Annotated in this window: 9 protein-coding genes; 5 read left to right on the top strand and 4 right to left on the bottom strand. The window is 70.6% G+C overall.

Annotated features, from left to right (window positions below; all coding sequences use genetic code 11):
• Window positions 1-80: 80 nt before the first annotated feature.
• Window positions 81-515 (bottom strand): energy transducer TonB, encoded by a 435-nt coding sequence (locus JR065_RS14865; protein WP_206235053.1) that lies wholly within the window; start codon window positions 513-515, stop codon window positions 81-83.
• 5 nt (window positions 516-520) lie between these two features.
• On the bottom strand, window positions 521-862 hold the full coding sequence (locus tag JR065_RS14860) for a 4a-hydroxytetrahydrobiopterin dehydratase (protein WP_206235052.1): 342 nt from the start codon (window positions 860-862) through the stop codon (window positions 521-523).
• A 90-nt stretch (window positions 863-952) separates the two neighbouring features.
• Between JR065_RS14860 and JR065_RS14855 the strand changes: the two genes are divergently transcribed.
• On the top strand, window positions 953-1,549 hold the full coding sequence (locus JR065_RS14855; RefSeq protein ID WP_206235051.1) for an NfuA family Fe-S biogenesis protein: 597 nt from the start codon (window positions 953-955) through the stop codon (window positions 1,547-1,549).
• 16 nt (window positions 1,550-1,565) lie between these two features.
• A complete protein-coding gene (locus JR065_RS14850; RefSeq protein WP_206235050.1) occupies window positions 1,566-3,248 on the top strand; it encodes a hypothetical protein in 1,683 nt (560 codons plus the stop codon).
• A 458-nt stretch (window positions 3,249-3,706) separates the two neighbouring features.
• Here the strand turns inward: JR065_RS14850 and JR065_RS14845 are convergent, their stop codons facing one another.
• Together JR065_RS14845 and JR065_RS14840 are read right to left on the bottom strand one after the other, a co-directional pair.
• The gene (locus tag JR065_RS14845) at window positions 3,707-4,168 is read right to left on the bottom strand and encodes a c-type cytochrome (protein WP_206235049.1); all 462 of its coding nucleotides are present in this window, start codon (window positions 4,166-4,168) and stop codon (window positions 3,707-3,709) included.
• A gap of 8 nt (window positions 4,169-4,176) precedes the next feature.
• Window positions 4,177-4,560, bottom strand: coding sequence for a c-type cytochrome (locus JR065_RS14840; protein ID WP_206235048.1), 384 nt, complete (start codon window positions 4,558-4,560; stop codon window positions 4,177-4,179).
• 224 nt (window positions 4,561-4,784) lie between these two features.
• On the opposite strand from JR065_RS14840, the gene JR065_RS14835 reads away from it, so the two are divergent.
• Genes JR065_RS14835 through JR065_RS14825 form a run of 3 tightly spaced genes read left to right on the top strand, consistent with a single transcriptional unit; the run spans window position 4,785 to window position 12,519 of the window.
• Window positions 4,785-5,915, top strand: a complete 1,131-nt coding sequence (locus tag JR065_RS14835; protein ID WP_206235046.1) for an efflux RND transporter periplasmic adaptor subunit — start codon at window positions 4,785-4,787, stop codon at window positions 5,913-5,915.
• Entirely contained in the window at window positions 5,915-9,433 is a 3,519-nt protein-coding gene (locus JR065_RS14830) for an efflux RND transporter permease subunit (protein WP_206235045.1), read from the top strand. The genes JR065_RS14835 and JR065_RS14830 overlap by 1 nt, the downstream gene beginning before the upstream one ends.
• The gene (locus JR065_RS14825; RefSeq protein WP_206235044.1) at window positions 9,430-12,519 is read left to right on the top strand and encodes an efflux RND transporter permease subunit; all 3,090 of its coding nucleotides are present in this window, start codon (window positions 9,430-9,432) and stop codon (window positions 12,517-12,519) included. Before JR065_RS14830 ends, JR065_RS14825 begins: the two co-directional genes overlap by 4 nt.
• Window positions 12,520-12,554 lie beyond the last annotated feature (35 nt).

The raw sequence follows: 12,554 nt of genomic DNA, 5'->3' as shown, positions 1-12,554 counted from the left end.
GGCACCTGGCGCCTGCCGTGGGGCCGGCGCCGGCGAATGCGGAACAACGGGCGCATGGGCCGTCGCGTCGGCCGGACAGCTCAGCCCGGGCGGCGCTGCGCGTCCAGCGCGAAGCACTGGTCGGGGCGCGGCTGCGGCGCGGTGAAGTTCACCGGTACCTGGATCGTCCACGGCACCGCCTTGCCGTTGCGGGTGGCCGGCTTGAACAGCCACTCGCGCACCCGCTGCTGTGCCGACTCGTCCAGCTTGGGCTGGCCGCTGCTGGTCGCCACGCGCACGTCGCTGGGCTTGCCGTCCACCCCGATCACCACGTTCAGCACCGCTTTGCCGCCGATCCCGGCGCAGGCCAGCTCGATCGGATACTCCGGCGGCGGGGTCTGCACCGCCGCGACCTCGGTCGGCGGCACGGCCACGGTCTGGGTCTGGTTCTGTTCGGATTTGCCGCAGGCGCCCAGGAGAAGGGCGGCGCCCAGGGCGGCGAGGGGCAGGGCGGCGGCGCGGGAAACGATAGGCATGGCAGTCACTCGGTGAGGGCGGACGCCTTGGCGGCGCAGATGAAGTCGTTTTCGCTCAGGCCGCCGACGTCGTGGGTGGAGTAGCGCACCACCACGCGGTCGTAGTGCACGCCCAGGTCGGGATGGTGGTCCTCGCGATGGGCGATCCAGGCCAGCGCGTTCACGAACGCCAGGGTCCGGTGATAGTCCGGGAAGCGGAACGTGCGGCTGATCGCCATGCCGTTCTCCACCACCTCCCAGCCGGGTACCTGCGGCAGCAGTTCGGCCAGGCGCGCCTGGCTGAGCTTGTATTCGCTGCCCTTGCGCGGCGCGCAGTGCGCCTGGACGAGGGGAATCAGGTCGTTCATGTGGGGCCTCCGGGGCAGGCGGGCCGCAGCGGCCGCCCGACGGTAGAATTGGCGATGAGCGGATAACGCGGACGGGGCTAGAATAACCGGATGATCCAGATCTCCGACAACGCGCAAACCCATTTCCGCAAACTGATCGAACGCGAGGCGGTGCCCGGCATGGGCGTGCGGCTGAGCGCGGTCGATCCCGGCACCCCGCGCGCCGACGCGCGCCTGGAGTTCGCCGAACCGGCCGATCTGGCCGGCGACGAATGGGCCATCGACTGCGCCGGCTTCACCCTGTACGTGGCCGCCGACAGCGTGGGCTGGCTGGACGGCGCCGAAATCGACTACGTCACCCAGGGCACCGGGCAGCAGCTCACCATCAAGGCGCCGAAGATCAAGGGCGAGGTGCCGGGCGAGGCCGCCTCGCTGGTCGAACGGGTGCGCTGGGTGGTGGAAAACGAGGTCAACCCGCAGCTGGCCCAGCACGGCGGACGCGTGGCGGTGCAGGAAGTGTCGGCCGAGGGCGTGGTGCTGCTGCGCTTCGGCGGCGGCTGCCAGGGCTGCGGCATGGCCGACGTGACCATGAAGCAAGGGATCGAGAAGACGCTGATGGGGCGCGTGCCGGGCATCACCGCGGTGCGCGACGCCACCGACCACGACGGCGGCAGCGCACCGTACATCCCGCGCGATACCGCGGCCTGATTTCCCTGCCACGCCGGTGACGAGAGCCGCCGACATCCTCGACGCGCTGCTGGCGCGTTCGCCGAGGACGCTGCCGCGCGATCGTCGCACCGGGCTGCCGTACGGGTGGGCGCACTGGCTCGTCTCGTTGCCGCCGCTGCCGCGCCCGTTCAGCGGCAGCGACGTGACCGCGATCCTGGCGCAACGCGCGCTCCCGGCGGCGGCGCCGCGCTCGCCCGGGCTCAATGCCTGGCAGGCGTTCCGCCGGCTGTGGTGGCAGGACTGGGATCCGGCGCCTCACGACCAGCGCTGGTGGCGACGCACCGCGGCGCTGTGCAGCCTGCTGCTGCATGCGGTGTTCGCGTTGCTGCTGCTGTGGATGGCCTTCGTGCGGCTGCTGCCGCCGCGGCCGGATGCGGGCGAGGCCGGGCGGGTGCAGGTGGAATTCATCGGTCGCGGCACGCCGGCCGAAGAAGGCGGCGGTGCGGCGTCCGAAGATGCGGCGGCTGCGGCAGCGCAAGCCGCCGCCGCAGCGCAGGCACAGGCACAGGCGAACGCGCGCGCCGCCGCCACGCGCGCCCAGCCCGCCGCCGCTGCGTCGGGCGCTGCGCAAGCGCCGGCGTCGCCACCGCAGTCCGTGCCGCCGCCGCCGGCCGAACAGCCGCTGCAGGTCACCGAGACCCCGCAGCCGACCCAGGACTTCGTGTTGCCGCCGCCGCCACCGATGCGCGAGATCGCGGTGACGCCGCGCGAGGTCGCGCCGCCGCAGGTGCAGGTGCCGGTACGCCAGATCGACGTGGTCACCGAGACGCCCACGGTGCAGATCCGGCCGCGCGAGGTGGTGGTGCCGCATCCGGCCGAACCGCAACTGCAGGTGCGCGAGCGCGAGGTGCCTGCGCCCTTGCCGCAGGTCGCCGTGCCGCAGATCCGTCCGCGCGAGTCCAGTCCGACGCTGCGCATGCCGCAGGCCCAGGTACGCCAGATCGAGCTGCCTTCGCCGAGCGTGCCGGCGCCGCCGGCCCCGGCTCCGGCCAATGCCAATGCCGATGCCGATGCCGATGCCGCCGGCCGCACCGCAGCGACCACGGCTGCCGCCGCCCAGACCCCGCCAAGCGCCGCCGCCGGCACCAGCCAGGCCACGGCCCCGGCCGGCACCGCCGCGGCCCCACCCGGCAGCCGCGCCGCCGCGCCGGGCAGCGGCCCGGCGAGCACGGCGCGCGACGGCGGCTGGACCACGCCGCAGCGTGGCGACGACTGGGGCGCATCGGCGCGTAATCGCGCCGGCGATGCCGGCACCGGCCAGCGCGACGGCCTGTTCAATGGCGACGGCAGCGTACGCGTGCCCGGCGGCGACGGGAGCCAGCAGTCGCCGCCGCGCGGCGCGCCGGGCAGCGAGCGCGATACCTGGAGCCGCGACCGGATCGCCGAATCCGGCAAATGGCTCAAGCGGCCGCCGTACGACTACACGCCGACCTCGTTCGACAAGTACTGGATCCCCAACGAGTCGTTGCTGGAGGAATGGGTGCGGCGCGGCGTCAAGCAGGTCACCATCCCGATCCCGGGCACGACCAGCAGCATCTCCTGCACGATCTCGATCCTGCAGTTCGGTGGCGGGTGCAGCCTTACCGATCCCAACCTCAACGAGCAGCCGGCGACGGCGCGCCCGCCACCGGACGTACCGTTCAAGCCGGGCCTGCAGGAAGACAACGGCAGCCGCTAGGCACGGGAGGGGCTGTCGCCTCCTAGGCATGCGCGCCTGGATGGCGTCCACCAAGATCGATCCGTCCGAACGCGTCGCCGGCAGATGCGGAAAAGGAGCCCGGCGGGCTGCGGGTTTGTCTGCCATCGACCGACCCGGACACGCTGCGGATGCAGCGATGGCCGCGTGCGCTGGGCACGGACCGCTCCGTCCGGACGCGTCGCCGGCAGATTAAGGAGTGCCGAGCAGGCTGCGGGGTTTGCCGGCCACGCTCTGCCATCGACCGAAGTCCGGACACGCTGCGGATGCAGCGCCGGCCGCGTGCGCCGGGCGCAGGATCGATCCGTCCGGACGCGTCGCCGGCGGCAGATGCGGAAAAGGAGCCGCGAGCGTCCTGCGGGTTCGCCGGCCGCGATCCACAGTCGGCGGATGCGATGCAGGTGCCGCGACGCGCGCGCCGGCAGAAGCCGGCGGCGCGCTCAGTTCATGTGGTGCAGATCGCGCAGCTGGGACGTGCGCGAACCGAAGTAGGCGGCCAGGTCGGCGATGTCCTGGTCGCTGAGGTTGGTGGCCTGCGGCGTCATCAGGGCGTGCTGGCGATCGCCGGCACGGTAGGCCTGCAGCGCGTGGGCGATGTAGTCGCCGTACTGCCCGCCCAGCTTGGGATAGGTCGCGTCGATCGGCGCGTTGCCGTCGGCGCCGTGGCAGTCGACGCAGCTCTGTCCGGTCGCCTTGCCCTTGGCCTGGGCGAGCTTCTCGCCGGCCTCCAGGCGCCCGTGGGGCAGCCCGGCAGAGGAACCGGAACCGTGTTCGCCGCTGGCGTGGCCCGGGTCGCCGGCCGACTGGCCGGTGGATTCCACCTGCGACTGCGAGCAGGCCCCCAACCACAGGGCGGCAAGCAGGACGATGGCATGGCGCATGGCGTGCTCGGCTTTCGTCATGGGAAGGCTTACTTGAGAGTGGACAGGAAAGCGGCGACGTCGGCGATGTCCTGGTCGGAGAAGCTCTCCGCCTGGGCCTGCATGGTCGGGTGCTTGCGCGTGCCGAGCCGGTATTCGGTCAGCGCCTGGGTCAGGTACTGGGCCGACTGGCCGCCGATCTTGGGAATGCGGTAGCTGGGGTAGGCGTTCTTGTAGCCGGTGACGCCGTGGCAGCCTTGGCAGGTATAGGCGATCGTCCGGCCGTTGTCGGCATTGCCGGCAGCGGGGGTCGCCACCGCGGCGGGAGCGGACGGGGCGGCAGGGGCCGGCACGTTCTGCGCCGACGCCGGGGCGGCCCCGACGAAAACGAGTACGGCCAGAGCAAAACAAGCGACTAGCGGCTGCGTGCGCATGGTTTCGTGGTCCGGGAGACGGGACTGGCGTTCCGGCGTGGGGGAACACGGAACGCGCCGAGTATAGCCTGCGCTTTCCCGGCTCCGAAACAGGTCGCCGCGATTGGCGCAGGGACGGAAGCAGTGCACCCCTCGTCACCATGACCTTTGGCTCATTCATCTGTCCGTCAGTAGGTGGTTTACTTACCTACAACACCATTTACGCCATCCACCAGGACAAGACGATGACGCGCCGCCCGTTTCTGCTAGGACGCTCCACCCCCTGCGCCGCTGCGCTGTTGCTCACCACCAGCCTGCTGTTGTCCGGCTGCAAGCCCGGTGGCGGCGAGGCCCAGGCCCAGGGCAAGGAAGCGGAGAAGGCCCCGGAGGCGGTACCGGTCGAAGTGGCCAAGGTCAGCCGCCGCGCGGTGGCGGCCAGCTACAGCGGCACCGCGGCGCTGGAAGCGCGCGCCGAGTCGCAGGTGGTGGCCAAGACCTCCGGCGTGGCGCTGGCGGTGCTGGCCGAGGAAGGCCAGCAGGTCCGTGCCGGGCAGCCGCTGGTGCGCCTGGACCCGGACCGCGCGCGGCTGGCGGTGGCGCAGAGCGAGGCGCAGCTGCGCAAGCTCGAGAACAACTTCCGGCGTTCGCAGCAGCTGGTGGGCCAGCAGCTGGTCAGCGCCGCCGACGTCGACCAGATCAAGTACGACCTGGCCAACGTACGCGCGCAGCACCAGCTGGCCACGCTGGAGCTGTCGTACGCGACGGTGGTGGCGCCGATCTCCGGGGTGATCGCGTCGCGTTCGATCAAGACCGGCAACTTCGTGCAGATCAACACGCCGATCTTCCGCATCGTCGACGACTCGCGCCTGGAAGCCACGCTCAACGTGCCCGAGCGCGAGCTGTCCACGCTGCGCGCCGGCCAGCCGGTGACGCTGCTGGCCGACGCGCTGCCGGGCAAGACCTTCGTCGGCAAGGTCGACCGCATCGCGCCGGTGGTGGACTCCGGCAGCGGCACCTTCCGCGTGGTGTGCGCGTTCGAGGAAGGCGCCGAGGCATTGCAGCCGGGCATGTTCGGGCGCGTGCGCATCGACTACGACCAGCGCGCCGACGCGCTGGTGGTGCCGCGCCTGGCGCTGCTCGACGACGGCGACCCGGCCGTGTTCCGGGTCAGGAACGGCAAGGTCGCGCGGGTGCCGGTGAAGCTGGGCTACGGCGAGGGCCCGTGGGTCGAGATCCGCGAAGGCCTGCAGATGGGCGACCAGGTGGTCACCGCCGGCAAGGTCGCGCTGCGCGACGGCAGCAGCGTGCAGGTGATCGGCGCGCCGGCCGCGCGCGACGTGGCCAGCGGCGCCGGCAACGCGGCGGAGAAGCGCTGATGACCAGCGCCGGCTCCGATCACGGCAGCGATCCGCACGAGCACACGCCGCCGGGCATCCGCGGTGGCGGCCTGGTCGAGTTCGCCACGCGCCGCCGCGTCACCATCGCCATGGCCACGGTGACCCTGCTGCTGTTCGGCGTGATCGCGCTCAACAGCCTCAAGGTCAACCTGCTGCCCGACCTCAGCTACCCGACGCTGACCGTGCGCACCGAGTACGCCGGCGCGGCGCCGGCGGAGATCGAGACGCTGGTGACCGAGCCGGTGGAGGAAGCGGTCGGCGTGGTCAAGAACCTGCGCAAGCTCAAGTCGGTCTCGCGCACCGGGCAGAGCGACGTGGTGCTGGAGTTCGCCTGGGGCACCGACATGGACCAGGCCAGCCTGGAGGTGCGCGACAAGATGGAGGCGCTGGAGCTGCCGCTGGAGGCCAAGGCGCCGGTGCTGCTGCGCTTCAATCCGTCCACCGAGCCGATCATGCGCCTGGTGCTGTCGACCAAGGCCGCGCCGGCCAGCGACGCCGACGCGGTGCGCCAGCTGACCCAGCTGCGCCGTTACGCCGACGAGGACCTGAAGAAGAAACTCGAACCGGTCGCCGGCGTGGCCGCGGTCAAGGTCGGCGGCGGCCTGGAGGACGAGATCCAGGTCGATATCGACCAGCAGCGTCTGGCGCAGCTGAGCCTGCCGATCGAGAACGTGATCACCCGGCTCAAGGAGGAGAACATCAACATCTCCGGCGGCCGTCTGGAGCAGGGTTCGCAGCGCTACCTGGTGCGCACCGTCAACCAGTTCGCCGACCTGGACGAGATCAACAACCTGCTGCTGACCACGCAAGGCGCCGGCAGCAGCGCCGCCGACGCGGCGATGCAGCAGATGTACGCGATCGCCGCGTCGACCGGCTCGGAGGCGGCGCTGGCCGCCGCCTCGGCGGCGCAGAGCGCCTCGTCCAGTTCCACCACCACCATCGCCGGCGGCATGCCGGTGCGGCTGAAGGATGTGGCGCAGGTACGCCAGGGCTACAAGGAACGCGAGGCGATCATCCGCCTGGGCGGGCGCGAGGCGGTGGAACTGGCGATCTACAAGGAGGGCGACGCCAACACCGTGTCCACCGCGGCCTCGCTGCGCAAGCGGCTGGAGCAGCTGAAGGCGCAGATCCCGCCGGACGTGGAGCTGACCACGCTGGAAGACCAGTCGCGCTTCATCGAGCATGCGATCGACGACGTCAAGAAGGACGCGGTGATCGGCGGCCTGCTGGCGATCCTGATCATCTTCCTGTTCCTGCGCGACGGCTGGAGCACGTTCGTGATCAGCCTGTCGCTGCCGGTGTCGATCGTGGCCACGTTCTTCTTCATGGGCCAGTTGGGGCTGAGCTTGAACGTGATGTCGCTGGGCGGGCTGGCGCTGGCCACCGGGCTGGTGGTGGACGACTCGATCGTGGTGCTGGAGAGCATCGCCAAGGCGCGCGAGCGCGGCCTGAGCATTCTCGACGCGGCGATCGTCGGCACCCGCGAGGTGAGCATGGCGGTGGTGGCCTCGACGCTGACCACGATCGCGGTGTTCCTGCCGCTGGTGTTCGTCGAGGGCGTGGCCGGGCAGCTGTTCCGCGACCAGGCGCTGACCGTGGCGATCGCCATCGCGATCTCGCTGGTGGTGTCGATGACCCTGATCCCGATGCTGAGCTCGCTGAAAGGGCGCCCGCCGATGGCGTTCCCGGCCGAGCCGGCGCATCCGCAATGGCAGCCCACGCGCGCCTGGCAGAAGCCGGCTGCGTGGGGCCGCCGCGGCGCGGCCGCGGCCGTGCGCGGCGGCTTCTTCGCCGCGGCGTGGCTGGTGGTACGGCTGTGGCGCGGCGCGGTGGCGGTGATCGCGCCGGTGATGCGCAAGGCCAGCGACCTGGCGATGGCGCCGTACGCGCGCGCCGAGCGCGGCTATCTGCGCCTGCTGCCGGGCGCGCTGGCGCGGCCGTGGCTGGTGCTGGGCCTGGCCGCCGCCGCCTTCCTCGCCACGCTGGCGGTGGCGCCGATGCTCGGCGCCGACCTGATCCCGCAGCTGGCGCAGGACCGCTTCGAGATGATGGTGAAGCTGCCGGCGGGCACGCCGCTGCGGCAGACCGATGCGCTGGTGCGCGAGCTGCAGGAAAAGCACGGCAAGGACGCCGGCGTGCAGGCCCTGTACGGAGTCAGCGGCAGCGGCACGCGGCTGGATGCCAGTCCCACCGAAAGCGGCGAGAACATCGGCAAGCTGACCATCGCCATGGCCGGCGGCGGCAGCGAACGCTTCGAGGCGCAGCAGAGCGACCGGATGCGCGAGACGATGCGCCAGCACCCGGGCGTGCAGGTCAGCTTCCGGCGGCCGGAGCTGTTCAGTTTCTCCACGCCGCTGGAAATCGAGTTGCGCGGGCAGGACCTGGACACCATCCAGCAGGCCGGGCAGAAGCTGGCGGCGATGCTGCGCGGCAACGCGCACTACGCCGACGTCAAGTCGACCGTGGAGGAAGGCTTCCCGGAGATCCAGATCCGCTTCGACCAGGAGCGCGCCGGCGCGCTGGGCCTGACCACGCGGCAGATCGCCGACGTGGTGGTGAAGAAGGTGCGCGGCGACGTCGCCACCCGCTACAGCTTCCGCGACCGCAAGATCGACGTGCTGGTGCGCGCACAGGAGAGCGACCGCGCCAGCGTCGACAGCATCCGCCGGCTGATCGTCAACCCGGGCAGCAGCCGCCCGGTGACCCTGGACGCGGTCGCCGACGTGGTCGCCACCACCGGGCCGAGCGAGATCCACCGCGCCGACCAGATCCGCGTGGCGATCGTGTCGGCGAACCTGCGCGACATCGACCTGGGCGGCGCGGTGCGCGAAGTGCAGGACATGGTGCAGCGCGAACCGCTCGGCGCCGGCGTGGGCATGCATATCGGCGGACAGGGCGAGGAACTGGCGCAGTCGGCCAAGTCGCTGATCTTCGCCTTCGGCCTGGCGATCTTCCTGGTCTACCTGGTGATGGCCTCGCAGTTCGAGTCGCTGCTGCATCCGTTCGTCATCCTGTTCACCATCCCGCTGGCAATGGTCGGCGCGGTGCTGGCGCTGCTGCTGACCGGCAAGCCGGTGTCGGTGGTGGTGTTCATCGGCCTGATCCTGCTGGTCGGACTGGTCACCAAGAACGCGATCATCCTGATCGACAAGGTCAACCAGCTGCGCGAGGACGGCGTGGCCAAGCGCGAGGCGCTGATCGAAGGCGCGCGCTCGCGCCTGCGCCCGATCATCATGACCACGCTGTGCACGCTGTTCGGCTTCCTGCCGCTGGCGGTGGCGATGGGCGAGGGCGCCGAGGTGCGCGCGCCGATGGCGATCACCGTGATTGGCGGGCTGCTGGTGTCCACGCTGCTGACCCTGGTGGTGATCCCGGTGGTCTACGACCGGCTGGACCGTCGCGCCGACGGCTACTACCTGGAACGCGGCCGGCGCGCGCGGCGCCGCCTGGGCGGCGGCGACGGGCACGCGGCGACGGCGGCGGAGGAACCGGCATGAGCATCGCCGAGTTCAGCATCCGCCGTCCGGTGACGACGGTGATGTGCTTCATCTCGCTGGTGGTGGTGGGCCTGATCGCCGCGTTCCGGCTGCCGCTGGAGGCGCTGCCGGACATCTCCGCGCCGTTCCTGTTCGTGCAGCTGCCGTATACCGGCTCGACCCCGGACGAGGTGGAACGCAACCTGGTGCGCCCGGCCGAGGAAGCGCTGGCGACGATGACCGGCATCAAGCGCATGCGTTCCACCGCCACCGCCGACGGCGCCAACATCTTCATCGAGTTCTCCGACTGGGACCGCGATATCGCCATCGCCGCGTCCGATGCGCGCGAGCGCATCGATGCGATCCGCTCCGACCTGCCCGAGGACCTGCAGCGCTACCACGTGTTCAAGTGGTCCAGCAGCGACGAGCCGGTGCTGAAGGTGCGTCTGGCCGGCAAGGCCGACCTGACCGGCGCCTACGACATGCTCGACCGCGAGTTCAAGCGGCGCCTGGAGCGCATCCCCGGCGTGGCCAAGGTCGAGGTGTCGGGCGCGCCGCCGAGCGAGGTCGAAATCGCGATCGCGCCGGACCGGCTGAGCGCGCACAACCTCAGCCTCAACGATCTCAGCGAGCGCCTGGGCAAGCTCAATTTCTCGCTGTCGGCCGGCCAGATCGACGACAACGGCCAGCGCCTGCGGGTGCAGCCGGTCGGCGAACTGCGCGACCTGCAGGAACTGCGCGACCTGGTGATCGACAACAAGGGCCTGCGCCTGGGCGACATTGCCCAGGTGCGGCTGAAGCCGACGCGGATGAACTACGGCCGGCGCCTGGACGGCCGCCCGGCGGTGGGCCTGGACATCTACAAGGAGCGCAGCGCCAACCTGGTGGAGGTCTCGCGCGCGGTGCTCGCCGACGTGGAGCAGATCCGCAGGCAGCCCGCGCTCAGCGACGTGCAGGTCAAGGTCATCGACAACCAGGGCAAGGCGGTGACCTCGTCGCTGACCGAACTGGCCGAGGCCGGCGCGGTCGGCCTGCTGCTGTCGGTCACGGTGCTGTTCTTCTTCCTGCGCCACTGGCCGTCGACGCTGATGGTCACCCTGGCGATCCCGATCTGCTTCACCATCACCCTGGGCTTCATGTACTTCGCCGGGGTCACCCTCAACATCCTGACCATGATGGGCCTGCTGCTGGCGGTGGGCATGCTGGTCGACAATGCGGTGGTGGTGGTGGAGAGCATCTACCAGGAACGCGAGCGCATGCCCGACCAGCCGCAGCTGGCGTCGATCCTCGGCACCCGCAACGTCGCCATCGCGCTGTCGGCCGGCACGCTGTGCCACTGCATCGTGTTCGTGCCGAACCTGTTCGGCGAGACCAACGACATCAGCATCTTCATGGCGCAGATCGCGATCACCATCTCGGTGTCGCTGCTGGCCTCGTGGCTGGTGGCGGTGAGCCTGATCCCGATGCTGTCGGCGCGGATGCGCACGCCGACGCTGGTGACCTCCGAGCGCGGCCTGATCCCGCGCCTGCAGCGGCGCTATGCGCGCATGCTGAGCTGGTCGCTGGCGCACCGCGGCTGGAGCGTGGCCGGCATCGTGCTGGTCAGCGCGCTCAGCGTGATCCCGATGATGCAGACCAAGAAGGACATGTTCGGCGGCGACGGCGGCGACCAGATCTTCATCTCCTACCAGTGGAAGGGCTCGTACACGCGCGAGCAGCTGTCGGCCGAAGTCGGCAAGCTGGAGCGCTTCATCGACACCCGGCGCGAGCGCTATCACGTCACCCAGGTCTATTCGTGGTTCAGCGAGGTCGAGGGCAGCAGCACCACGCTGACCATCGACGTCAAGAAGGCCGGCAACCTGCAGGCGCTGATCGAGCAGATCCGCAAGGACCTGCCGCGCTCGGCGCTGGCCGACTACAGCGTCGGCACCAACGGCGGAGACGGGCAGGGCGGCGGCGCCGGCGCGCAGAGCGTGCAGGTGCAACTGGTCGGCGATTCCACCCAGGCCCTGCGCGCGATCGCCGACGACGTGGTGCCGCTGCTGGCGCGGCGCAAGGAACTGCGCGACGTGCGCGTGGATACCGGCGACCGCACCAGCGAGCTGGCGGTGCGGGTGGATCGCGAGCGCGCGGCCGCGTTCGGTTTCAACGCCGAACAGGTGGCCAGCTTCGTCGGCCTGGCGCTGCGCGGCTCGTCCCTGCGCGAGTTCCGCCGCGGCGACAACGAAGTGCCGGTATGGGTGCGCTTCGAAGGCGCCGAGCAGACCACACCGGAGGACCTGGCCGGCTTCAACGTGCGCACCAAGGACGGCCGCAGCGTGCCGCTGTTGAGCCTGGTCGACGTGCAGGTGCGGCCGGCGGCGACGCAGATCGGGCGCACCAATCGCCAGACCACGCTGACCATCACCGCCAACCTCGGGTTCAAGGTGACCCAGCCCGAGGCGAAGAAGGCGATGGAGGACACGCTCAAGGGCGTCAGCTTCCCGGCCGGCTACCACTACACCTTCGACGGGGTCGACGGGCAGGACGACGGCGCGGCGATGCAGCAGATGCTGTTCAACCTGCTGATCGCGCTGCTGATGATCTACGTGGTGATGGCCGCGGTGTTCGAGTCGCTGCTGTTCCCGGCGGCGATCATGAGCGGCGTGCTGTTCTCGATCTTCGGCGTGTTCTGGCTGTTCTGGCTCACCGGCACCAACTTCGGGATCATGGCCTTCATCGGCATCCTGGTGCTGATGGGCGTGGTGGTGAACAACGGCATCGTGATGATCGAGCACATCAACAACCTGCGCCGGCGCGGCCTGGGCCGCACCCAGGCGCTGGTGGAAGGCTCGCGCGAACGGCTGCGCCCGATCATGATGACGATGGGCACGGCGATCCTGGCGATGGTGCCGATCTCGCTGACCACCACGCAGATGTTCGGCGATGGCCCGGCCTACTACCCGATGGCGCGCGCGATCGCCGGTGGGCTGGCGTTCTCCACCGTGGTCAGCCTGCTGTTCCTGCCGACGATCTACGCGATCCTCGACGACCTGAGCAACGGCGTGGCGCAGCTGGTGCGCCGCGCCCGCGGCGGCCGCGGGGTGCCGGCACCGCAGGTGTCCTGACGAATGCAGCGATAACCGCGCGCGGAGGGGTCACT

Origin of the sequence: Xanthomonas sp., assembly GCF_017163755.1 — a bacterium.
In the GTDB taxonomy this organism is placed as follows: Bacteria; Pseudomonadota; Gammaproteobacteria; order Xanthomonadales; family Xanthomonadaceae; genus Xanthomonas_A.
This window is presented reverse-complemented; position numbering and strand designations above follow the sequence as displayed.

What these genes read in the sequence shown, in the direction of transcription:
- JR065_RS14835 (WP_206235046.1), top strand. Translation starts at nt 4,785, where the DNA reads ATGACGCGCCGCCCGTTTCTGCTAGGACGCTCCACCCCCTGCGCCGCT.
- JR065_RS14840 (WP_206235048.1), bottom strand. Translation starts at nt 4,560, where the DNA reads ATGCGCACGCAGCCGCTAGTCGCTTGTTTTGCTCTGGCCGTACTCGTT.
- JR065_RS14860 (WP_206235052.1), bottom strand. Translation starts at nt 862, where the DNA reads ATGAACGACCTGATTCCCCTCGTCCAGGCGCACTGCGCGCCGCGCAAG.
- JR065_RS14855 (WP_206235051.1), top strand. Translation starts at nt 953, where the DNA reads ATGATCCAGATCTCCGACAACGCGCAAACCCATTTCCGCAAACTGATC.
- JR065_RS14830 (WP_206235045.1), top strand. Translation starts at nt 5,915, where the DNA reads ATGACCAGCGCCGGCTCCGATCACGGCAGCGATCCGCACGAGCACACG.
- JR065_RS14825 (WP_206235044.1), top strand. Translation starts at nt 9,430, where the DNA reads ATGAGCATCGCCGAGTTCAGCATCCGCCGTCCGGTGACGACGGTGATG.
- JR065_RS14865 (WP_206235053.1), bottom strand. Translation starts at nt 515, where the DNA reads ATGCCTATCGTTTCCCGCGCCGCCGCCCTGCCCCTCGCCGCCCTGGGC.
- JR065_RS14845 (WP_206235049.1), bottom strand. Translation starts at nt 4,168, where the DNA reads ATGACGAAAGCCGAGCACGCCATGCGCCATGCCATCGTCCTGCTTGCC.